Annotated in this window: 23 protein-coding genes; 21 read left to right on the top strand and 2 right to left on the bottom strand. The window is 47.8% G+C overall.

The genetic code is table 11. The features are described 5' to 3' along the window. Nucleotides 1–15 precede the first annotated feature (15 nt). The 18 genes from QP860_RS03315 to QP860_RS03230 all read left to right on the top strand — a co-directional run bounded on the left by QP860_RS03315 (nucleotide 16) and on the right by QP860_RS03230 (nucleotide 18,471). Nucleotides 16–1,023, top strand: a complete 1,008-nt coding sequence (locus QP860_RS03315; RefSeq protein WP_070617859.1) for a YpbB family protein — start codon at nucleotides 16–18, stop codon at nucleotides 1,021–1,023. Next, nucleotides 1,016–2,485, top strand: a complete 1,470-nt coding sequence (locus tag QP860_RS03310) for a RecQ family ATP-dependent DNA helicase (protein ID WP_070617862.1) — start codon at nucleotides 1,016–1,018, stop codon at nucleotides 2,483–2,485. The genes QP860_RS03315 and QP860_RS03310 overlap by 8 nt, the downstream gene beginning before the upstream one ends. Nucleotides 2,486–2,560: 75 nt before the next feature. Continuing rightward, entirely contained in the window at nucleotides 2,561–3,349 is a 789-nt protein-coding gene (locus QP860_RS03305; RefSeq protein WP_067971907.1) for a LysM peptidoglycan-binding domain-containing protein, read from the top strand. Between the two features lie 20 nt (nucleotides 3,350–3,369). Further along, complete coding sequence (gene cmk / locus QP860_RS03300; protein WP_070617931.1) at nucleotides 3,370–4,068, top strand: (d)CMP kinase; 699 nt, start codon at nucleotides 3,370–3,372, stop codon at nucleotides 4,066–4,068. 96 nt (nucleotides 4,069–4,164) lie between these two features. Continuing rightward, on the top strand, nucleotides 4,165–5,460 hold the full coding sequence (gene rpsA, locus QP860_RS03295; protein ID WP_502869808.1) for a 30S ribosomal protein S1: 1,296 nt from the start codon (nucleotides 4,165–4,167) through the stop codon (nucleotides 5,458–5,460). Nucleotides 5,461–5,562: 102 nt separating this feature from the next. After that, nucleotides 5,563–6,873 (top strand): ribosome biogenesis GTPase Der, encoded by a 1,311-nt coding sequence (der, locus tag QP860_RS03290; protein WP_070617868.1) that lies wholly within the window; start codon nucleotides 5,563–5,565, stop codon nucleotides 6,871–6,873. A 156-nt stretch (nucleotides 6,874–7,029) separates the two neighbouring features. Next, nucleotides 7,030–7,311 carry a non-specific DNA-binding protein Hbs gene (gene hbs, locus QP860_RS03285; RefSeq protein WP_067971897.1) on the top strand — a complete coding sequence of 94 codons (282 nt, stop codon included), beginning with the start codon at nucleotides 7,030–7,032 and terminating at the stop codon, nucleotides 7,309–7,311. A 124-nt stretch (nucleotides 7,312–7,435) separates the two neighbouring features. Next, nucleotides 7,436–8,725 (top strand): tetratricopeptide repeat protein, encoded by a 1,290-nt coding sequence (locus QP860_RS03280; protein WP_070617871.1) that lies wholly within the window; start codon nucleotides 7,436–7,438, stop codon nucleotides 8,723–8,725. 64 nt (nucleotides 8,726–8,789) lie between these two features. Next, entirely contained in the window at nucleotides 8,790–9,569 is a 780-nt protein-coding gene (gene dapB, locus QP860_RS03275) for a 4-hydroxy-tetrahydrodipicolinate reductase (protein ID WP_070617878.1), read from the top strand. Beyond that, nucleotides 9,566–10,831, top strand: coding sequence for a CCA tRNA nucleotidyltransferase (locus QP860_RS03270; protein WP_070617882.1), 1,266 nt, complete (start codon nucleotides 9,566–9,568; stop codon nucleotides 10,829–10,831). Before dapB ends, QP860_RS03270 begins: the two co-directional genes overlap by 4 nt. Beyond that, a complete protein-coding gene (locus QP860_RS03265; protein ID WP_284912171.1) occupies nucleotides 10,828–13,581 on the top strand; it encodes an exonuclease domain-containing protein in 2,754 nt (917 codons plus the stop codon). The genes QP860_RS03270 and QP860_RS03265 overlap by 4 nt, the downstream gene beginning before the upstream one ends. A gap of 4 nt (nucleotides 13,582–13,585) precedes the next feature. Next, nucleotides 13,586–14,059, top strand: coding sequence for a cell wall elongation regulator TseB-like domain-containing protein (locus QP860_RS03260; protein ID WP_070617890.1), 474 nt, complete (start codon nucleotides 13,586–13,588; stop codon nucleotides 14,057–14,059). Nucleotides 14,060–14,077: 18 nt separating this feature from the next. After that, nucleotides 14,078–15,271, top strand: a complete 1,194-nt coding sequence (locus QP860_RS03255) for a pyridoxal phosphate-dependent aminotransferase (RefSeq protein WP_070617893.1) — start codon at nucleotides 14,078–14,080, stop codon at nucleotides 15,269–15,271. A 27-nt stretch (nucleotides 15,272–15,298) separates the two neighbouring features. After that, on the top strand, nucleotides 15,299–15,943 hold the full coding sequence (locus tag QP860_RS03250) for a DnaD domain protein (protein WP_070617896.1): 645 nt from the start codon (nucleotides 15,299–15,301) through the stop codon (nucleotides 15,941–15,943). Nucleotides 15,944–15,964: 21 nt separating this feature from the next. Continuing rightward, complete coding sequence (locus tag QP860_RS03245) at nucleotides 15,965–16,411, top strand: MarR family winged helix-turn-helix transcriptional regulator (protein ID WP_070617934.1); 447 nt, start codon at nucleotides 15,965–15,967, stop codon at nucleotides 16,409–16,411. Nucleotides 16,412–16,424: 13 nt separating this feature from the next. Beyond that, nucleotides 16,425–17,051, top strand: a complete 627-nt coding sequence (locus QP860_RS03240; protein WP_284912170.1) for a YutD family protein — start codon at nucleotides 16,425–16,427, stop codon at nucleotides 17,049–17,051. A 2-nt stretch (nucleotides 17,052–17,053) separates the two neighbouring features. Then, nucleotides 17,054–17,854 (top strand): HAD-IIA family hydrolase, encoded by an 801-nt coding sequence (locus QP860_RS03235; protein ID WP_284912169.1) that lies wholly within the window; start codon nucleotides 17,054–17,056, stop codon nucleotides 17,852–17,854. Further along, on the top strand, nucleotides 17,839–18,471 hold the full coding sequence (locus QP860_RS03230) for a TIGR01906 family membrane protein (RefSeq protein WP_070617904.1): 633 nt from the start codon (nucleotides 17,839–17,841) through the stop codon (nucleotides 18,469–18,471). The genes QP860_RS03235 and QP860_RS03230 overlap by 16 nt, the downstream gene beginning before the upstream one ends. A 47-nt stretch (nucleotides 18,472–18,518) precedes the next feature. Here QP860_RS03230 and QP860_RS03225 read toward each other — a convergent pair whose 3' ends face one another. Then, entirely contained in the window at nucleotides 18,519–19,529 is a 1,011-nt protein-coding gene (locus QP860_RS03225) for an NAD(P)/FAD-dependent oxidoreductase (protein ID WP_070617908.1), read from the bottom strand. 25 nt (nucleotides 19,530–19,554) lie between these two features. Beyond that, nucleotides 19,555–20,049, bottom strand: coding sequence for a divergent PAP2 family protein (locus QP860_RS03220; protein WP_070617911.1), 495 nt, complete (start codon nucleotides 20,047–20,049; stop codon nucleotides 19,555–19,557). 182 nt (nucleotides 20,050–20,231) lie between these two features. Between QP860_RS03220 and QP860_RS03215 the strand changes: the two genes are divergently transcribed. From QP860_RS03215 to QP860_RS03205, 3 genes are read left to right on the top strand one after another with little or no spacing between them, the layout of a single operon-like run. Beyond that, nucleotides 20,232–20,831, top strand: coding sequence for a peptidylprolyl isomerase (locus QP860_RS03215; protein WP_070617914.1), 600 nt, complete (start codon nucleotides 20,232–20,234; stop codon nucleotides 20,829–20,831). Continuing rightward, nucleotides 20,831–21,244: a CvfD/Ygs/GSP13 family RNA-binding post-transcriptional regulator gene (locus tag QP860_RS03210; RefSeq protein WP_070617915.1), complete on the top strand. Its 414-nt coding sequence runs from the start codon at nucleotides 20,831–20,833 to the stop codon at nucleotides 21,242–21,244. The genes QP860_RS03215 and QP860_RS03210 overlap by 1 nt, the downstream gene beginning before the upstream one ends. Nucleotides 21,245–21,255: 11 nt before the next feature. After that, on the top strand, nucleotides 21,256–22,584 hold the full coding sequence (locus tag QP860_RS03205) for a glucose-6-phosphate isomerase (protein WP_070617918.1): 1,329 nt from the start codon (nucleotides 21,256–21,258) through the stop codon (nucleotides 22,582–22,584). The last annotated feature ends 490 nt before the right edge of the window (nucleotides 22,585–23,074 follow it).

Raw genomic sequence — 23,074 nt, 5'->3', positions numbered from 1 at the left:
TCTGGAGGGAGTCGCGTGAACGAAATTCTTGTCAAAGTTATCACTAGCTGTCAGGGCCTGGCGCCGAATTCGACCTACCAAGTGTTGGTTGGCAAGCGGACGCCATCAACCCTCTACTTTGCGAAAAAGCATCAATTGGAGGCTTATTTTGGTCTTTTCCCCCAGCTCAAGAAGTCTGACTGGGGCCAGGTTTTAGCCCAGCAAGCGAGTCGTCAGGATTATTCTAACACAAAGCCTTCTTTCTTGGCAGACCTGCTTGATTACCGCCAGGGCATGGTCTTCCCCCAAAACCGGCAGAAACGCTATGAGGCCTACTTGCTTCTCGTCCAAGCTGCCTCCCAGCTGGCTTATGGCCAGAAGCGCTATGTGACGGTGACCCAAGACTGGGAAGTCCAGCAATTTGTGAAAGCCTATTTTAGCCAGCTAAGGATTCAGGGACGGGAGGCCTTTACTGCTTCATTTTACCAGGAATGGGCACGGCTTTTAGAAGACTGGCCTCAGGACAAGGCTGATTTCTTGCTCAGTCAATTTTCAGGACACGACCTCCCCGCTTTGGCGGCTGAGGATTGGTTAGATGTATTGCAGGGCCAGGAATTTACCTTGGCCCGACATTTTGTTTTAGGGCGCTTGGACCAGGCCCTTGAAACAGCAGAGGCTTGTCCTTATCTTATTTATTTCAAAAAAGGACTCAACCGGCGCTTCCCTGCCTGGAAGTCTTCTGCTGATCTGACCTTGAAAGGCTTGGACCAGGGAGCTAGCCTAGCGGAAGTCCAGGCCAGGAGGGGACTCAAAGCCTCGACACTGGCCGATCATTTGATTGAAGTGGCTATCTTTGACTGTGACCGTTTCTTGCCCGACCTGAGCCGAGCTCTGGGGAAAGCCCCTGAAAGCTTCTATGAGGAAAAAGCTCCAGAAGACTTTGCCTCTTTCCAGGATCAATATGGGGACCAGGCATTTTGGCTCTACCGGGTCTGGCAGATTGCTAATCTTGAAGCAGAAGGGGGGGACTTCGCTCGTGCGTGATTTTAAGCAGGAATTACGGACTTATTTTGGCTTGGACACCTTTAGACCCGGTCAACTAGAAGCCTTGGAGGCTTTGGAAGCCGGCAAGCAGGTCATGGCCTTGATGCCAACTGGGGGCGGAAAATCCTTGATCTACCAACTCTTTGCCCAGGGCAAGTCTGGACTAACGGTCATTGTATCTCCTTTGATTGCCTTGATGCAAGACCAATTGGCCCAGCTTCAGCTCGGCGGTTTTAAAGGAGCCATGGCCTTAAATAGTGCGCTTAGGCCCCAAGCCTTCAACCAGGCCTTGACCCAGCTAGGGGACTATCGTTTTCTTTTCTTATCGCCAGAGATGATCCAACAAGGACGAGTCAAAGACCGGCTCCGGCAACTAGCGATTGACCTCTTTGTGGTGGATGAGGCCCATTGTATCCTCCAATGGGGGGTAGACTTTCGGCCCGAATATTCCCAGCTCAAAGCCCTCCGCCAAGACTTGGGCCGTCCCCTAACCCTAGCTCTGACCGCAACGGCCAGCCCGGCTGAACTTGGGACCATTCAGACCTACCTCTTTGACCCTGAAGAGAAAGTCAAGACGGTGAAACTCCCTCTGGACCGCCCCAATATCTTCTACGATTGTGAGCTCTTGGATGCGGCGGACAAGTTTGAATTTCTCGGTCAAAAATTGAGCCACTTACCTAAACCTGGTATCGTCTACGTCCACCAAAAAGCCGAACTCGAAGCACTGAGTCAGACTTTTCGGTCCCAGGGTCTGAATGTGGCAGCCTACCATGCTGACCTTCCGGATAGCCAACGTTTTGCTATCCAGGAACAATTTCTGAACCATAGCTTGGATGTGATTTTTGCCACGTCAGCCTTCGGAATGGGGATTAACCAGGCAGACTTGCGCTTTGTTATCCACTACCACCTGCCTTTTTCTTTGAATGAATTGAGTCAGGAGAGCGGCCGCGCCGGTCGCGACCGCAAGCAGGCTTACCACTTGATCTTAGTGGACCAGGAAGAGAAGCGGCGCATGCTTTACTTTAGGCAACATCCAGAAGAAGAGGCCGACAACTTCTTAGCTTTGTTAGCTCATAGTTTTAAGATGACTGACCGCCAACTTTCCCAACTTTCCCACGGGCTTGACCAGGGAGTCAGCGCCCGGCTTGACTTTTACCGTTTTCATTTTAATGATTTTGACCAGGCTAAGGCTCACTATCAGGCTTATATCAAGAAGAACCAGCTAGCCCTAGACCATCTACTGGCTCTAGTTGAAGGGGAGACCTGTTTGAGACAAGGGCTTCTGGCCTATTTCCAAAGTGGGGAAGAGGGAGAAAAACCTGCTTTTTGTTGCAGCCGCTGCCAGCCTAACTTTGAATCTTTGGCCCCCTGGCAGGCTTACTTGGCATCTGGACAGGCGGCCAAAAAGGCGGGGCGTCCGAACTGGCAAGAACGTTTGGACCAACTATTTAACCGCAAGTGAGCGAGGAATTTAAATGACTTTTCAGCTATAAAGTGATACAATTTTTTTAAATGAATTGGAAAGGATTGACCCGTTATGAGCTTACGCGATAAGTTTAATCAGTTTAGAAAGCGCCCTTCAGATGATTTGGACCAGGAGGACTTCGACTACGACGCTTATGATGAAGTCGATGACTATGACTACGAAGACCTAGGAGATGACCCTGAAACGAGTGAATTTACTGATGAGGCCGACCAGAATTTTGGTGAATACGAGAACCTGAAGAAACGCCAATATTCCCGTTCAGCCCGCAATCCCAAGGGCCATGATGAGAAGATCTCACCCTTTGCTAAAGTCTTGACCTTCATCCTCTTAGTGATGGTGATTGTGCCTTTGATCATTACGGTCTACACCGCTAACCAGAAGAAGACGGTTGAACCCCAATCAACCGACCAAGTGATGGTGTCCAAGACCCAGAATGTTTCCGCTAGCAAGGCTGAGGAAGAGAGCCGGAAGAAGGCTTCGGAGTCCAAGGCTAAAGAAGAAGCCGATAAGAAGTCAGCCTCTATCGCTTCCTCAGAACAAGCGGAGAGCGCTAACCAAGCTAGTCAGTCAGCAGCAGCTTCAGCTAGCATCGCAGCTCAGCAACAACAAGCTGCCCAAGCTTCCGAACGTGCTTCCTTGGCCCAGTCTTCGGCTAATGCCCAACAGAACCAACAAGGGCAAAATACTGCTGGGACTTCTGGCACCTATACCGTTCAAGCAGGGGACAACCTCTACCGGATTGCTGTTAACCATGGCATGACCTTGGACCAATTACTCCAAGCTAATGGCCTGAGTGCAAATTCGAATATTGCCCCAGGTACCGTCCTTAGGGTACAGTAATGCGGAAAGGAGCGCCTGAATTGACTCAAAATTTCCAAATTGCGATTGACGGACCAGCTTCTTCGGGCAAGTCGACCTTGGCTAAACGCCTGGCCCAACACTATGGTTATATTTACTTGGATACTGGGGCCATGTACCGCTGTCTAAGTTTAGCCGCTAGCCGGGCTGGGATTGCACCAGAAGAGGAAAAGACCTTAAAAAAACTCTTGGAGGAAATTGAGATTTCCTTTCAAGCTTCAGACCAGGGCCAGTTGGTCTATCTGAACGGCGAAGAGGTGACTCGGGCGATTCGTGAGGACCAGGTATCTAACCTGGTCTCTTATTATGCAGCCATTCCCTTGGTTCGCCAGGAATTAGTTAAGCGCCAGCAAGAGATTGCTAGCTGTGCGGCAGGGATCGTCATGGATGGCCGGGACATTGGGACAGTGGTCCTGCCCCAGGCCCAAGTCAAGATTTACTTGATCGCTTCCGTTCATGAGCGAGCCAAGCGTCGCTATCTCGAGAACCAGGACTGCCACTATTCAGACCAAAGCCTGGAAGAAATTGAAGAAGAAATCCGCCAGCGGGACCATTATGACATGAACCGGGAGGAAAGCCCTTTGCGCCCAGCCCTTGATGCGGTCCATGTCGACAGCTCAGAATTGACCATCGAAGAGGTCCAAGAGCGTTTAATTACCATTATCGACGAAAAAAAGCGTGAGAAAGCTGAAAATATTTAGTGGATCGCTTGTTTTATTAAGGCAAACATGGTAAAATCAACGTTGTAACACTGGTCTCTTGACTGGTGGCTAGTACTTTAGGAGAGGATACAATATATGTCAAACGAATTTGAAGCACAAAATCATGAAGTAGAAGAAACAGAGGCAATGCCATCAATGGAAGATGTCCTTGATCAAACCTTGGACGTTAAAATTGGCGACACTGTTAATGGTGAAGTTTTAACCATCGATGAAAACAACCAATTAATCGTAGGGATCGAAGGCGCCGGCGTTGAAGGCGTTGTGCCATTCCGCGAAATCTCACCAACACCTATCGACAATGTTGAAGACGTAGTTAAAATTGGCGACGTCATTGAATTGGTTGTTGTTAAACAAATCAAAGAAAAAGAAAACGGTTCTTTCTTACTCTCACGCCGTCGCGTTGAAGCTAAGAAGATCTGGAAAGAACTTGAAGAAAAAGCTGAAAACGACGAAACAATCACTGTTCCCGTTAAGAAAGTGGTTAAGGGTGGTTTAGTTGTTGACGCTGGCGTTCGTGGTTTCATTCCTGCTTCAATGGTAGAAGATCACTTTGTTAAGGACTTCACTCCTTACAAAGACAAAGAATTAGAAGTTAAAATTGTGGAAATCGATCCTGCTGAAAACCGCTTGATCCTATCCCACAAAGAAATTGCTGCTGAAAAGGCTGCTGCTGAACGTGCTGAAAAATTAGAGCAATTCGAAGCTGGTCAAACTGTTACTGGTACAGTTGCTCGTTTAGCTAACTTCGGTGCCTTTATCGATTTAGGCGGCATTGACGGTTTAGTTCACATTTCACAAATTGCTCACCATCACGTGAAGCATCCTTCAGATGTTTTAACTGTTGGCGAAGAAGTAGACGTGAAGATCTTATCTGTTGATGAAGACCGCGGTCGTATTTCACTTTCAATTAAGGAATTGGTTCCTGGACCATGGGAAGATATCGAAGAAAAAGCGCCTAAGGGTGCCGTATTAGATGGTGTTGTACGCCGTCTTGTTGACTTTGGTGCCTTCGTTGAAGTATTCCCAGGCGTTGAAGGTTTAGTTCACATTTCACAAATTGCGCATGAGCATGTGAATACACCAGCTGATAAATTATCAGAAGGTCAAGAAGTACAAGTTAAAGTGCTTGATGTGGACCCAGAAGAAAACCGCTTATCATTAAGTATCAAAGCCTTAGAAGAAGCACCTGCTAAAGAAGAAGGCGCTGACCGTGACCACAAACCACGTGCTAAGAAATCTCGTCCAGCACGTAAGAATAACCGTGGCCAAGCTGCACGTCAAAACCAAGCAGCTGAAGAAGATACAGGCTTTACTTTTGGCGACTTATTAGGCGACCAATTAAAAGGATTAGACCTTAGCGACGAAGACTAATCTAAAGATAATGAGTTGAAAATAGAGGCTTGAGCAAAATACTTTATTTTGCCAGCCTTTATTTTTTTATCAGAAAGAAAGTTGTTTAAAGGAGGTTTTTAAATGGCTAATTTAACCATTGCGATTGTGGGACGGCCCAATGTTGGTAAGTCGACCATCTTTAACCGCTTGGCGGGGGACCGGATCTCCATTGTGGAAGATACGCCTGGCGTCACCCGCGACCGGATCTATGCCCATGCGGAGTGGCTAGGCCGACGCTTGAATATTATTGATACCGGTGGGATTGACTTTTCCAATGAATCCTTCCAGGACAAGATTCGCGCCCAAGCAGAGATTGCTATGGAAGAAGCAGACGTGATTGTCATGCTGACCAATGTCCGCGATGGCGTGACCGACACCGATGAAATGATTGCCCAATTGCTCTACCGGACCAATAAGCCCGTTATCTTGGCAGTCAATAAGGTGGACAATGCGGAACAACGGGCGAATATCTATGACTTCTATTCCCTAGGTTTAGGCGATCCTGTGCCAATTTCAGGTGCCCACGGTTTGGGCTTGGGTGAGCTCTTAGAGACGGCATTGAAGCTCAGCCCCCAGGAACCAGACCAGGGCCCTGTGGATGATACCATTTCCTTTGCAGTGATTGGACGGCCAAATGTGGGCAAGTCCTCGATTGTGAACGCCATGCTCGGGGAAGAGCGGGTTATTGTCTCTAATATTGCTGGAACGACCCGCGATGCCGTCCATACCCAGTTCACAGTGGACAAGCAGAAATATCGGATTATCGATACAGCTGGCTTGCGCAAGCGGGGGAAGGTCTACGAAAAAACGGAAAAATATTCGGTCCTTCGTTCGATGCGCGCCATTGAAGAAGCCGATGTGGCCCTCCTCGTTTTGAATGCTGAAGAGGGAATCCGCGACCAGGATAAGAATATTGCGGGCTATGCCCATGAAGCGGGGCGTGGCTTGATTATCGTTGTCAACAAGTGGGATGCTCTTAAGAAGGATAATCACACGATGAAAGAATTCGAAGCCGAAATCCGTGCCCACTTCCAATTCATCGACTATGCACCGATTGTCTTTGTTTCAGCTAAGACCAAGCAACGCCTCCACCAATTACCGGAACTAATTAAGCACGTTCATGAGAACCACCAACGCCGGATCCAATCCTCACTTCTCAATGATGTCTTAAACCGGGCCATTACCATTAACCCAGCGCCTTCAGACAAGGGGCGCAAATTGAGAGTCTATTACCTGACCCAGGTGGCTACAGCTCCTCCTTGCTTTGTTGCTTTCGTTAATGATGTTGATCTGATGCACTTCTCCTATGAACGCTTCCTCGTGAATCAAATCCGAGAATCCTTCGATTTTGAGGGGACACCGATCAAATTAATTACCCGTGAAAGAAAGTAAAAGAGACATAAACTTTATCTAATTTACCTAGAAAAACATTGTAGTGACAAGGCTTCTGTGGTATCCTTAGAATGGATTATCTAAGTAGATAGAGAAATCCTAAAAATGTTTTTCAATAAACATTCCGATAATCTTTATCGGAGGAGGTGAACTAAATTGGCAAATAAAGCAGACTTAGTACAAAGTGTTGCTAACGCAGTTGGAGATTCAAAGAAAAATGTGACTCCAGTAGTTGATGCAGTTTTTGAATCCATCCAAGCTTACCTTGAAGAAGGTGAAAAAGTACAAATCATCGGCTTCGGTAACTTCGAAGTTCGTGAACGTGCAGCACGTAAAGGACGTAATCCACAAACAGGTGAAGAAATCCAAATCGCAGCAAGTAAAGTACCTGCCTTCAAACCAGGTAAAGGCTTGAAAGACGCTGTTAAAGGAAATTAATCTCGTCAAAGAGTAGTAAAAGTCAGGTCTTCGGACCTGGCTTTTTATTTTTACTAGTCGCTTCAAGGACTTATCCTTGGGTTGGGCGAACAGTATGCTAAAATATAGCGGAGGAGGAATGCGCATGCAGACTGAAAAAAATATTAGCCGCTTGCTTCAAGCGATTCGCTTGCAGGACCAAGCGGGTATCGAGACATGCTTGGAAGACTTGCAAGCTAACTTCCAGGATTACAGCCAAGACCAGCTCTTAGACCTGATTGAGGCGGTCCGGACCCTAGGTGACTTGACCAGCTTGCTTAAGATTTATGACTTGGCCCAGGAGGCAGAGCCAGGTAATTTGGAATGGCAGCTCCTGAAGGCAGAGGCCAAGATTGACCAAGGCGCTTACGCGGAAGCTATCGATGACCTGCTGGCCTTAGGTGACGGCCACCCTTACCAGGTGGAGGCCCTCTTGATGCAGGCAGATGCTTATCAAATGCTGTCACTGCCAGAAGTGAGCATGGTCAAACTCCAGGAAGCCCAGGCCCTGGCCCCAGATGAAGCAGTCATTCGTTACGGGATTGCCCAATTGAAGTTTGACCAGGGAGACTTCCAATCCGTCTTATTGGACTACCGTCAACTCTTGGATGATGAAGAATTGCCGGACCCAATTCGCGAGAAAGTAGAAGAGAACTATCTTTTTGCCCAGACCGCTGTGGGTAACTTTGATGAAGCCTTGGACCGGCTCCAAAGCAAGAACCCGGAAGAGCGGACGGAGGCTGAAGAGAAGCAATTGGGCCTGCTTTATGCCCTGAACGAAGACTATGAGAAGGCCCAGGGGATCCTGGAATCCTTCTATCTCGAAGACCGATTGACTGCCAAGGAATTGGCCCTCTATGCGGAAGTGAAAGAGGCCTTCCACGAAGACGATGAAGCGCTCAGGATGCTGACCTCTGCCCTTAACAGCCAACCCTTTGATGCGGACTTGTGGGGCCAGCGGGCAAGACTCTACCAGAAGCTCGGTCAAAGTGACCAAGCCCTAGCTGACGCCCAGCAAGCCCTGGCCTTAGACCCTGACTATACGACCATGCATGAACTCATCCTCCACGGCTATCTAGCAGCGGAGGATGGTCAAGCCGCCTTGGACCAGGTCCAAGCTATGCCGGTCGAATCCTATCAGTCGGGCGAATTGGCCTGGCTCGTTGCCCGGACCTATGACTTAAACGAAGACTTCGCTAAGGCCCACGACTACTATCAAAAAGCTTATCCTGACTTAAAAGGAGATGCTAGCTTTGTATATGACTACTTGCGCTTTATGCGTGAAGAGGGCGACCAAGAAGCGATCACACACTTATTAGCTGACCGGCCTGAACTCAAGTCCGACCCGTCCTTCTATCCCTTCTTATCGGACCAAGATATGGGTGAATATTTCTAGGAATAAATGCTATAATGGAAGGGTAATCTTTTGAGACAAAAGAAAAGCGAAAGGATGCGTAAGGATGAAAGTTTTAGTAACAGGATTTTTAGGACGGATGGGGCAGACTTCTGCTTATATGGTGGTTGACCATGAGGGTTTCGACTTGGCTGCCCTGGTTGATATCAGGGCTGATCAAGCCGAAGACCTCAGCGCTTGGCAAGACCTAGCCCCTGTCTACAGCAGTATTGAAGAAGCTTTAGACAAGGAAGCCATCGATGTAGCCATTGATTTCTGCCAACCTGATGCGGCTTACTACAACACCCGCTATTATATTGAACATGGGGTCCATCCCGTTGTTGGGACCACTGGCTTTAGCGCTGACCAGATTGAAGAACTGAAGGAACTGAGCCAAGAAGCCAAACTAGGTGGCATGATTGCGCCTAACTTTGCGATCAGCTCGGTATTAATGCAGGTCTTTGCCCAGCAAGCGGCCAAGTATCTTCCTGATGTTGAGATTATTGAAATGCACCATAATCAAAAATTAGATGCACCAAGTGGGACCGCCCAAAAAACTGCTGAACTCATTTATGAAGAGCGGGGCGATTATGCGAGCGGTCACCCTGATGAAAAAGAACAAATGGCTGGCGCACGGGGCGCTGACTTCCATGGCATCCGCATTCACAGTGTCCGCCTGCCTGGCCTCAACTCCCACCAAGTCGTGCAATTCGGTGGTACTGGTGAAGCGCTGACCATCCGCCAAGATTCCTTTACCCGGGAATCTTATATGAAAGGGGTGGCTATGGCAGTTGACCATGTGATGGCAAGTCAAGAACTGATCTATGGCCTTGAGAATATCCTATGATTCAAGATCCTGTCTTTCAACAGGCCCTGCCTGTCCTCAAGGCCTTAGAAGCAGCAGGCTATGAGGCTTATTTTGTCGGTGGGGCGATTCGGGATGCCTTACTAGGCCTGCCCATCCATGATGTGGACATTGCGACTTCGGCCTACCCCCAAGAGGTCCAAGAAGTCTTTCCCAAACACTTTGATGTGGGCTTAGAACATGGAACTGTAATGGCCTGGTATGAAGGGGAGACCTATGAGATTACGACCTTTCGAACAGAGTCTGGCTACCAGGACTATCGGCGGCCGGACAAAGTTGAATTTGTTCAATCTTTACAGGAGGACCTCCTGCGCCGGGACTTTACCATGAACGCCCTGGCAATGGCTTCAGATGGTCGGATTATCGACTACTTTGAGGGGCAAGAGGCGATTAAAGAGGGGCGGATTGAAGCGGTTGGCGTGGCCAATGAACGTTTCCATGAAGATGCCCTGCGCATGATGCGGGCTGTCCGGTTTGCTAGCCAATTAGATTTCGATATTGCCGAAGAAACCTCCCAAGCTCTCAAGACCAATGCCCCTCTCCTCGAGAAGATTGCCATTGAGCGCATCTTAGTGGAGATGAACAAGTTATGGCAAGGTAAAAATTGGCAAAAAGGCCTTGCACAGATGCTGGAAGCTGACTTGTGGGCCTATTGCCCTTATCTGGACCGCCAAGTCTTGGAGGCCATGCTAAAACTCTTAGCAGCTAGTCCTTTTGCGGATTCGGATATGGCCTGGGCCTTCTACCTCTATTTAGACCTAGGCCCTGCGGCAGACCGTCAAGCTTACAATCAAGCCAGTCACCAGCTGGCCCGAGCCTGGAAGATGTCCAAGCGTGAAGACCAGCACATTGCCGGCCTGGCTTATGCCTTGGCTGTCCGCCAGGGGCTAAGTGTTTGGGACCCCGAGGCACTCTATCCCCTCGGTTTTGACCTTGCTTGGCAGGTAGAAAAGGTCCTAGACCAGGAAGAAACTGAGGGAAGCTTGCTGAGCCAGAGCTTTAGTCCAGCGAATCTCGCCGCTTGCCAGGCGAATTGGCAAGCCCTTCCCATTCATTCCTTAAAGGACCTGGCTGTGAATGGCTCGGACTTGATCCAGGCCTTCCATCCCCAAGAAGGGGCACAGATTGGTCGCTGGTTAGGGGCTTTAGAGGCTGCTGTTTTGGCGGGTCAAGTCGCCAATGATAAGGCCAGTCTGCTGGCCTGGCTAAAAGAAGAAATTGCAACGGAGGAGGAACATCTGTGATAAGAAGATATGCCGTGGTAGATATTGAAACAACCGGTCCTTCCTTTAAAGAAGGGGACAAAATCATCCAAATCGGTCTGGTTCAGTTAAGTGACCAAGGCATTGAAGCTGAATACAGCTGGGATGTCCAACCTGGGCAAAAAATTCCTCCGCGCATTGTCGACTTAACTGGAATTACGGATAGGCAGTTGGCCCAGGCCCCGACTTTAAGAGAAATTGCCGATGACTTCCTAGATAAGTTGGGCGACCGGATCTTAGTGGCCCACAATATCAACTTTGACTACAAATTCTTGAGTCGGAGCTTGGAAAAGCTGGGCTATCCGCCGCTTAGCAATGAGGGGATTGACACGGTCGAATTGATCCGTCTCCTCTATCCCTGTGATCAGAGCTATAAGTTAGGAGACTTTGCGGAAAAACATGGTATTGACTTGGTTCATGCCCATACTGCCCTCGATGATGCCCGGGCCACGGCCCAACTTTTGTTACTGATTCAAGAAAGAATTAAAGCCTTGTCTTATGACTTGCTCCAAACGATTCAGCCTTTGACCACGACGATGATCCGACAAACGGGTCTCTACTTCAATGCTTGGGTCGAGGACTGGGCGCCGCGGACAAGGGAAGGCTTGGTTAAGAAGGGCCCCTTCTACCTTGCTGAACAGAAGGGGCAGGGCTTGGTCTTTCCTAAACAATTTGGCCAAGACCAGGCTGACTTTGTTGAATTAGAGGGCCGGACCCTCTGCATAGGCCAGGGAGACTGCCAGTTGAGCCCACTCCAGTTGGCTATGTGCCGGGACTTGTCTCAATTCTTTGACCAGGATAAGTCGGGTCTGGCCTACCTCGATGCCCCTGCAGGTTCGGGCAAGAGCCTGGCCTATCTTCTGGCAGCCTTGCAAGCGCCAGCGGGCCAGCCCAATCTCGTCCTAGCGACCTCGACCCGCTTGCTCCAGGACCGTCTGGCTCAAGAGAGTCTCCAGCAGGCAGCCGATATTCTTGGCCGGCCCTTGCGCTATGTCCAGCTCAAGAGTTCTCGTCACTATATCGACTTGTCCGCTCTAGCGGCCTTCCATGAAGAGATCTTAACTTCTAAGCAGGTCAAGAAACGGGATGCCTTGCTCTTGGCAGCCCTCATGATCTGGTTGGCCCAAAGTCAGACGGGACTGTTGGTGGAATTGAACCCGGGACTTTTGACCAAGGACTTCAGCTGCAAGCAGGCGACACAAGCGGCTTGCGACCAGGCTCTGTCCAAGTGGGGCGACCACGCCTATTATGCCCGGGAGTGGGAGGCCATTCCTGAAGCAGACCTGGTTTTAACCAACCAGGCCTTCCTCTGCCAGCACCAGGCGGACTTGGAAGACTGGGGTCTGCTCAGCTCTTCCGGCCTGCTCTTAGTGGATGAGAGCCACCAATTGCTGGATACCCTCCAGGCCCAGGCGACCGCTTCTTGGTCAACTCAGGCCTTCGAGAACCAGCACAAACACCTACAAAAATTACTGGCTAATCTGATACATTTTCCTGAGGCCTATCAGTTCTCCGGCCAATCTTTTGATGACTTGTACCAGTCTAGTCAATTGATCCAGGATGTCTGGCAGACATTTGACCAGATTATGGCTTATTTGGAAGAGCATTACCGCAAAATTGTCTATTATAAGCAACAGAGCGACCACAAAGATAGCTTTATGCTAAAAGCTGCCTTTCAGGCTTCGGACCTTTACAATCAGCTCAAGGCTGTCCAGGCCCAGGTGAGAGATCTATCGAATTCTCTTCAACATTTATGCCGGGCTGTCCAAGTTAAGCCAGGCTTTAGCAGCCAGCGCTTGGACCAATTGCAGGACATGGTTTGTTCCCAGAAAGTCATGAATGACCAATTGACCCAGTTAGTTCAAGGAAAGGACTTGGACTATTATGTTCTGGACCTGCTTGAAGCCGGGGAGGATCTTCACTGCCAGCTCCAGGGCAAACCCTTTGAAGACCAGCGCCTACTGGAAGGCTTTCTCGATACTTTGGCCTGTCAGACCGTCTTTATTTCGGCTAGCCCCTTGGCTGACCAACGCTTTGATAGCCAAGCCATCCATTATTCTTATGCCAGCTCCAAGGGTAGCCAGGAGGTTCAGGTCTTGATGGATGGTTTGTCCATTGATAAAATGAATGCCAAAGCGGCAGCAGCTTGGACGGCGGACTGCCTGCTTGAGCTCTGGCCCATGTATTACCAGCGGGTCTTGGTCTTAGTCAATGCCAAAAAACAGGCCCGCTTACTCGAAGCTGCCTTAAAAGACCGCCTCGACTACCAGGCCTATCAGAAGCTCTATTGCCAGCTCAACTTCAAACATAGCCATAAACTCTTCCAACTCTTTGACCAGGAAGACCAAGGCCTACTCATCGGTTTACAGAACTTCAGCGAAGGCGTCCACTTCAAGCAAGCTTTGGATCTTGTCGTGCAGCCGCGCTTGCCTTTTGCAGCACCGGAAGCAGCGGATGAATTGGCTAAACAGGCCCTGGCCCGAGAAGAGGCTAGGGATTACTTTGAGAGCGTAGCCCTTCCAGATATGCTGGTCCGGCTCAAGCAAGCCATTGGTCGGGCAGCTAACGGTCAGGGGGACCGAGCGGACTTCCTTTCTTTAGATCAACGGATACTCAAGAGTGCTTATGCCGACCACTTGCAAGCCAGTCTGGCCAGCAGCGCTGACTTTAGACCCGTTCGCCTCCAGGACTTAGAAAACATTTCAAGGAATTTTAGCCAAAACAAAGGATGACAGCATGAAAAAAAGATTACTCTACATCCTAATTGCCGTTCTCACCCTCTATATTGTGCTGACCAATAACGTTTATTTTTCTTCCCAAAAACCACTCATCGATGCGGAAGACGAGGTCAGCCAGCTGGCCCAGGACCACAAGCTATCGGACATCAAAGATTTTTATCTCTTTACCAAGGACGAGACTTGGTACAGTGTTCGGGCAGAAAATGAAGAGGGGCGGGAGGTCTATCTAACTTACCAACCGGACAGTCAAAGGGTACACACAGGCTTTGTTGACGAGATGATAACAGAAGAAAATGCCATCGCCTTGACCCAAAACGAACTGCCTGAAGTCGAGGTTAAAGAAGCCCGGCTCGGTTTTGATGAAAAATTTTTCGTTTGGGAGGTAAGTTTTGTCGATAAAGACGGTAATTTAGGGTATCATTATATCAATGCAACTAACGGCACTTGGTATGAAACGATCAATAATTTATAGAAACAATGAGGTGACGCTATGATCTCTGAACGCATCATGAATTTACAAGAATCGAAAACACTAGCTGCTAATGACAAGGCCCGAGAACTCAAGGCCCAGGGTCGGGATATTATTTCACTGACAGTGGGTGAACCAGACTTCGACACACCCCAATATATCTTGGACTATGCCAAGGAAGCCATGTATGCCGGCAAGGGCCACCATTACACGCCAGCCAGCGGGGCTTTAGAATTACGCGAAGCTATTGCCCACTACCATGAAAAACATGACGGTGTTGTCTATGAGCCAAGTGAAATTTTTGCCGGGAACGGGGGTAAACTTGTCCTCTATTATCTCTTCCAAGTCTTAGTCAATCCTGGCGATGAAGTTCTTATTCCCCAACCTTACTGGGTCAGCTACTATGAGCAGATCCGCCTAGCTGGGGGAAAACCTGTGATTGTTGAAACTAAAGAAAGCAATAATTTTATCTTAACCGTTGAAGAATTGGATGCAGTTTGTACCGATAAGACCAAGCTGCTTGTTCTGAATACCCCTTCCAATCCTTCTGGCGCTGTGCTCAGTCCAGAAGAAATGCGGGCCATCGGTGACTATTGTGTGGACAAGGGCATTCTGATCATTTCCGATGAGATGTACTATCAATTGGTCTACAATGGTACCCAAGCGATTTCCATGGCCTCTATCTCACCCTCTATCCGCAAACAAACCATCGTCGTGAACGGCGCTTCCAAGGCCTATGCTATGACGGGCTGGCGCCTAGGTTATTGCATGGGTGATGAAGATATTATTCGCGCGATGAATAAGTTGGCTAGTCAAGTAAGCGGGAACCCTTCCGGTATTGCCCAATATGCGACGATCGGTGCTTTGACAGGCCCCCAAGATGACCTGGAGGAGATGCGCCAGACCTTTGAAAAACGTTTAAACGCTGCCTATGACCGGATGAAAGCTATACCTGGTTTTAATCTAGCAGCTAAACCGCGGGGCGCCTTCTATCTCTTCCCTAATTGTAGTGAAGCTGCAGCCTTAACCGGCTATGCAACGGTCGATGACTTTGCTATGGCTCTCTTGGAGGAGGCTGGGGTAGCTAGTGTGGTTGGGAGTGCTTTTGGTATGCCAGACTTCTTGCGCTTCTCCTATGCAGCTGACCAGGACAAGTTCCTTGAAGCCATGGACCGGATTGACAACTTTATGACAGACCACCAAGTCCAAGCGTAAAGACTTAGAAAGTGAGCATGATCAAGATTGAAAATCGAAAAATATACGGTTTTGCGGACACTCCTTCTTGAGATGTATCACGAAATAGGCATCACCAATGAGGAGATGCTTTTTTTCATACATTTGATTAGTTTCCAGCAAGATAATGTGGAATTCCCCAGCTTTTCTATGCTGATGAAGCGGATGGGGATGACCCGGGATGAGATCTTAAGCTTGATTAATTCCTTAGTGGACCGCCAGTACTTGCGGATTGATAGTAAGAAAAATGAAAATAACCAACAAACGGAGTACTATAACCTGGAATTCTTGTATAATAGGATTGACGCCTTAGTCAAGCAGCGGCAAGCCGAAGAAGAGAGTAAACAAACAGAAGACCAAGAAGCCGAGATCTTCCAAGTCTTGGAGACTGAATTTGGCCGGCCCCTGTCACCTATTGAATACCAAGAGGTGGTAGACTGGCTGCATAAGGATAAGTTTCCAACTGACATGATCTTTGAAGCCATTAAGGAAGCTGTCCTGGCCCAGGCCTATAGCCTGCGCTATATTGACAAGGTTTTAATGAATTGGCGACGCAATCCCAAGCAAAGGAACGTTAAGCAAAGGGACCAACACTCGCTTTCAGACTTGCCACCAGCACCTATGAAGAAAATTATCAAAAAAGACCAGGAGTAAGGAGCTAGCAACTTGGATAATATGACCGAGCAAAAACTGCATACCCTACGTGTCTTGTTACGGTCCCATCAACTAATGATGCGGGCCCTCAAGCAAGACATGAGGACTTATGGATTGACTGAAAATGAATTTATGATACTCGAATATCTTTTGAACAAGGGACCCCATGTCGTCCAAGACATCAAGGAACACCTGCTTATCCCCAACAGTTCGGTGACCTACGTGATCGATTGTTTGGAAGGCAAGGGGCTAGTTAAACGGGAACGGTCGTCAAAGGATATGCGCCGGATTATCATTGCTTTAACCCCCAAAGGACAGCGTAAGATAGCTGCTGACTATGAAGAACATAAGGACTATGTCAACCAGCTTTTCTCTGTCCTTGATGCGGATGAATTGAAGCGCCTGCGACTGATTCATAAGAAATTAGGCTTCCAGGCCGAAGAGTATTACAAGCGCGACCAAAAATGAAAGGAGGATGCCCATGCCAAGGAAGAACAGCCCGGAAAAGAGCCCTGAACAAGAAGCCTTCCCCAAAGCTGAGATCCAACGAACGGATAACCAGGAACTATTGATCAACGGCCAGCCTTTTATTATTAAGGAATGGAGCCAGGAAGAGGCTATCGATTTGGAAGCTTTAGCTGACCGCTATATGCCGATTCTGGATACTTATGACTATATCGTCGGCGACTGGGCCTATGAACAAGTTCGTCTAAAGGGCTTTTATAAAGATGATGTACCCCATGTACCCCTGGAGCGTAAGATCTCACACCTAACGGATTATCTCTTGGAGTACTGTAATTTTGCCTGCGAATATTTTGTCTTGGAACACCAGCGCGACGAGGAAGAACGCCAAGAGCGCAACCGTCAATTGAAAAAACGGCCCAAAAAGAACCGAAACAATAAAAACTATAAGAAGAAAAGCCAGCGCAAGGATAAGGGCAAGAACAAGTCACACAAGCGCCATCGGGATAAGAAGGCTAATTTCAGTATTAAAACGGATAAAAGCTCGACCAAGTCCTCAAATAAAGGCGTTAAGCGTAAGACGATTACCCAGGGCAATAAGAAAAAAGAGGGCTTTAAAATTCGTTCAACGAAAGGAAAAAAATAAGCATGAAAAAGAAACGTGCCATGTTTTTAGACTTGGATGGAACGGTCTACAAGGGCAAGTCCGCCATTCCTGGTGCTCGGGAATGGATCGAGCAGATGCGTGCTGCCCAGGAGCCTTTCCTCTTTGTGACTAATAATTCCATGCGGTCCCACCAGGAAGCTGTCCAGTTCTTGGCGGACTACCACCAGATTGAGGCGGAGCCTGATCAAGTTTATACTAGCGTGGACGCCTTGTCCCATTTATTGGGGCAGGAAGCCAGCCAAGCTGGACAGAAGGCTTATGTCATGGGGAGCGATTATTTGAAGGCTACGGTAGCAGAAGAAGGCTATAAGATCGTTTCTGATACCTTGGCCGAGCCAGTTGAGCTCTTAGTCATGGGCTTAGACCAAAGTGTGACCTACCAAGAACTCGCCCAGTGCGCCTATGCTGCCCAGTCAGGCGCCAAGTTTTATTTAAGCAATCCGGATATCCAATTTCCTTCCAGCCATGGCTTTGTTCCTGGGGCAGGGGCCTTGGGTGAATTGGTGGCCCATGTGTCCCGAACCGAGCCGATTGTCTGCGGCAAGCCTAGCCCCAATATTATCCTCGGTGCCTTGGAGCTCTTGGGCCTCGAAGCGGATGAAGTCGTGATGCTAGGGGATAACCTGACCACGGATATTTTGGCTGCTAACCGGGCTGGTCTTTCAACGATCTTAATTGAGACCGGAGTTCACCAGAGAGCCGACATTGAGCAATTAAATATTGAACCTACCTGGCTGGTGAAGGACTATCAAGAGTTGATGGACTTATGGCCAAGTATCTAAAAGCCGGCCTAGTGACCTTAAGCCTCTTAATTGGGCTAGTAGCAGGCGGCTTGCTATTGACGATTTGGTGCTTGCCCCTCTATCTCTTGGTCTTGTATGCCGGCAATCTAGCTGAGCGAGTGGGCTTGACCAATCAAGAAGTCCTCCATGACTACTGGCAGATGCTCACTTATTTGAATTTTCCATGGCGGACAGGACTAGACTTTGCTTATTTTCCTTCTTCCGCCTCAGCCCGTTTCCATTTTTACGAGGTCAAGCAGCTCTTTTTGATGGTCTATCCGACTTTCCTAGCTGGCCTCGGCTTCAGCTGGCTCCTCACTAGGAAGCCTTTAAAAGCAGGCACCCTTTACCTTCTTTATCGGATTTTTGCTTACCTGCGTTATCTGCCCCTTATAGCTATTATCGGCTTAACGTTGAACTTCAACCGCGTCTTTGTTCTCTTCCATCAAGTTTTGTTTGATAACCAGGCCTGGCTCTTTGATCCCGCAACAGATCCAATTATTGAAGTCCTACCAGAAAGTTATTTTATGCTCTGCTTTATCCTCTTCTTTGTTCTCTTTCAGTTAGGGATTCAAGGACTTTATGCTTGTTTGAAAAAGAAATTGCAAAGAATATAAAAATAGCGCTTAGCTGAATTTATTTTTCAGCTAAGCGCTATTTATTTTTATTTTGTTTTGTCCTCTTTCAGTAAGTCAGAGGAGTGCAAGGGGCTGATGCGTTTTTCCGGATAGATGTAGTGGTAGGCAGCGTTGATGGCGGTAGGGGCTTCGCCAAAGCCAGAAACAATTAAGTCGCTTTTACCCGGATAGCCTGCAATGTCGCCAATGGCAAAGATACCAGGCCGGTTTGTTTGGCAGTGACCGTCGACTAGGACTTTATTCTTTTCGATGTCCAGTCCCCAATTCTTAATTTCGCCTAGGGAAGAAGTAAAGCCATAAGCCATGATGACTTGGTCCACTGGGATGCGTTGGCCTTCGTCTGACCGTGCTTTTTGCAGGTGGATGGCAGAGAGATTGATGCCGTCTCCCTCGAGGCCAGTTGGGACATAGGGGGTGATGAAGTTAATGTTGTCCTTTTGCCGGGCGGCTTCAACGGAGTATTCATGGGCCCGGAAGCGGTCGCGGCGGTGGATCAGATAGATTTCCTTGGCGTAATCGCTCAGGGCCAGGGCTGTATCGAGGGCACTGTCGCCGCCTCCGCAGATGGCGACATTCTTACCCGCATAAGCCGTATAATTGCTGACGAAATAGGCGACGCCGCGGTTTTCATAATGGTCTAATTGGTCCAGGTCAACCTTGCGGGGGCTGAAAGAGCCATTACCAGCTGCAATGATGACTGCCTTAGCGCGATAGGTCGCACGGCTAGTTTCGACGACAAATTCCTCATTATCGTTTTCTAAATTTAAAACTTCTTGGTTGAGGCTGAATTGGGTGGTCGCATGGAAGCGGGCCAGCTGTTGGGATAAGCGGTCGATGAGTTCCGCCCCCGAAATTTCGGGATAAGCAGGGATGTCATAGATGATCTTGTCGGGGTAGAGAGCCTTGGGTTGGCCACCTAATTCAGGCAGGCTATCAATAATATTTACGCTCAACTGGCGCATACCAGCATAGAAAGCCGCAAAAAGGGCACTAGGTCCAGCACCAATAATGATCAGATCACTTGAGAGAGTTTCCATAGAACGTCCTTTCTATATAAATGCTTTAAAAATTAAAGAAGCTATTAAGGAGTAGGGTCACGACAATACCTGTCAGAATGCCACCAATAACCTCTGAAGGCTTGTGGCCTAAATAATCATCGATAACGAGCTTGCTCTCCTTAATGGCTTTCAATTGGCGATTGAGGATAGGATCGTCTTCTTTAGCTGCTCGCTCTTCGAGAATCAAGAGCAATTGGCGAAGAAGCATGCCCTGCTCACCGCTTTGCCGCCGGACCCCCATGGCATCGAACATAATAATCACGCCAAAACACACCCCAATCGCAACGTAGGCGGATTGGTAGCCATATTTAAGGATAAGCGCAGTAATCAAGGCTGTCACAGCAGCCGAATGAGAACTGGGCATACTCCCTGTCGCATGGAGCAAGGCCAGTTTGGCATTGCTCTTGCGCATTAAGAGCGCGATGGGAAATTTTAGGGCTTGGGCAACAACAATGGCACTGAGGGTTGCCACAAGCGGTAGGTTAGTTAGTACGTCCATAGGGCCTCCGGTAATTTTTTGGCTACATGTAAAAGTATGCTGTCGATTGGACAGCTACTTAATAAATATAACATAAATCTCACCATTAGAGAACTAGCGATAACTATACATTTTCTTTAACTATTGGTACAATAGAGAGGAATAGAAATAAAAAATATGTATAGTTTTAGAGGAGGAATGTTATGTCATTTCCACAATTAGAAGAACAAGCTAAAGAAATTAAAGCAATCATTAAAACCAAGCAAGGTCAAATTGAAGTCGCTCTTTTTCCCGAATTAGCACCAAAAGCTGTCGAAAACTTTATCCAACATGCTAAAGAGGGTTACTACGATGGTGTGATCTTCCACCGGGTCATCCCTAACTTCATGATCCAGGGCGGGGACCCAACTGGAACGGGCCGCGGCGGAGAGTCCATTTACGGCCAGGCCTTTGAGGATGAATTCAATCTCTCTCTCTTTAATATTAAGGGCGCCCTGTCTATGGCCAATGCAGGACCTAATACCAATGGCTCACAATTCTTTATTGTCTCAGCTGGACCAGTTGATGCCAGTATGGTCAGCCAATTGCGGGCTGGCGGGTGGCCTGAGGAAATCATTGAAGCCTATGCTGAGAAGGGGGGGACCCCTTGGTTAGACCACCGGCACACAGTTTTTGGCCAAGTAAGGGAAGGTCAAGAGGTGGTCAGCCAGATTGAAAATGTTGACCGGGATGGCCAAGATAAACCACTAGAAGATGTTGTTATTGAAGGGATCCAGATTATTGATCCAGAAAGTGATGCCTAATGACCAAGACATTCGCGATTGGAGATATTGTTAAGGGGAAGGTGACAGGTATTCAAAGCTATGGCATCTTCGTAAGTCTCGGCGCTAACCACCAGGGCCTCATCCACATCTCTGAAATCAACCACGGCTTTGTAAAGGATATTTATAACCAGTATGAGATTGGTGAAGAAGTCACAGCCAAGATTATCGATATTGATGAATACAGCCAAAAGATTTCCCTGTCGCTAAGAGCGCTCCAACCCCTCTTCAAAAATAAAAAACCAGCCCGCGGTAACTGGCACAAGCACCACCATCCCAAAGATTACGGTTTTGGCTTGATTGCTGAGAACCTGCCTGAATGGGTGGATGAAGGTCTTGCCAATATCCAGTCGGGACTAGTCAAGGATTACCACGAAAACCATTTTAATAAGTAAGGAGTCTAACTATGGCAGATTTAAAATTAGATATCTCAAAACTCGATCCCTTTATTTCCCAGCATGAAATTGACTATATGCAAAGTGAAGTCAGCCAAGCCCACCAGTTGCTACGTTCTGGCGAGGGGCCTGGCCATGAATTTACGGATTGGTTGGACCTACCCTTGGACTATGACAAGGAAGAATACCAACGTATTAAGGAAGCGGCTAAAAAGATTCAAGCTGAGTCCGATGTTCTCCTGGTATTAGGGATTGGTGGTTCTTATCTTGGGGCTAAGGCAGCCATTTCTTTCCTATCCCACCAATTTGTCCAAGAAAGCAAGTTGGAAATCATCTTCGCGGGTAATAGCCTGAGTGCTACTTACCTCAGCGAGGTTATGGACGCTTTAGAGGGCAAGGATTTTTCGATTAATGTGATCTCCAAGTCTGGAACCACGACTGAAACCTCAATTGCCTTCCGTATCTTCAAGAAGCGTTTGATCGACCAATATGGGGAAGAAGAAGCTAAGTCCCGGATTTATGCAACGACTGACCAAGCGAAAGGGGCCTTGAAGGCAGAAGCTGACCAGATGGGCTATGAAAGTTTTGTTATTCCTGATGGTGTCGGTGGTCGTTTTACCGTTCTGACAGCAGTGGGTCTCCTACCTATTGCAGCAAGTGGTGCTAATACGGATGAGCTCTTGGCTGGTGCCCAAGCGGCCCACCAGGCTTATCAAGATCCTGAATTGAACAAGAACGACGCCTATCTTTATGCCGCAATCCGAAATATTTTATACCGCAAGGGCTATAACACGGAAATTCTCGTTAACTATGAGCCTAAATTAAAATATTTTGCTGAATGGTGGAAGCAACTGTTTGGGGAATCAGAAGGTAAGGACGGTAAAGGAATTTATCCAAGTAGCGCTAACTTCTCGACAGATCTTCATTCCCTAGGCCAATATATCCAAGACGGTCGGCGTATCCTCTTTGAAACGGTGGTTAAAGTTGAGGAGACTGAAAAGGATATTAAAATCCCAAGCCTAGCTGAAGATAGTGATGGGCTTGCTTATTTAGAAGGCCAATCCGTTGATGAGGTCAATACCAAGGCTTTCCAAGGGACCCTACTCGCTCACATGGATGGGGGCGTTCCTAACCTGGTTCTCCATGCGCCAGCGATTAACGCACATACGCTGGGCCAATTGATTTATTTCTTTGAAATCGCCGTCGCTATTTCTGGCTATCTTAACGGGGTGAATCCTTTTGACCAACCAGGTGTGGAAGCTTATAAGAGAAATATGTTCGCTCTTTTAGGTCGAGAAGGTTACGAAGAACTTGCTCAAGAATTGAACGAACGCCTATAAATTAGAGATTTGATAAGGGTTTAAAGCCAACTGATAAAAAAGTTGGCTTTTTTTATGAAAAAGAGTTGACGAAGGGAAGAGAAGGAGGTATAATAATTTTTGTTGCTGATCGAGATCACCTCGAAATCGATCGCCAACAAAAATAAGTTAAAAAAGTGTTGACAAGTTTCGATGACTTCGATATACTAATTAAGTCGCTTGATTCAAGCCTTCGAGGCAAAGAACAAGCGGGCGATCATCAAATCGAAAGAAATAAAAAACTTTTTTTAAAAAGTTCTTGACAAGCTTTCGATAAAGATGATATAATAATTGAGTCGCTTCGATAAGGTGACGAGATAGACCTTTGAAAACTGAACAAAGAAGACGAACCAATTGTGTAGGGCATCAACTTCGAGTTGATGAACCAACAATTCAAACAATAAATAGTTGAGCAAACAACTATAAAAAGTCAGCAATAACGAGCTTATCAAAGCTCATGAATCTTTCATGA

The sequence above is a fragment of the Aerococcus sp. UMB1112A genome (assembly GCF_030230715.1).
In the GTDB taxonomy this organism is placed as follows: Bacteria; Bacillota; Bacilli; order Lactobacillales; family Aerococcaceae; genus Aerococcus.
The sequence above is the reverse complement of the archived record's forward strand: the minus strand, read 5'-3'. Positions and strand labels throughout refer to the sequence as shown.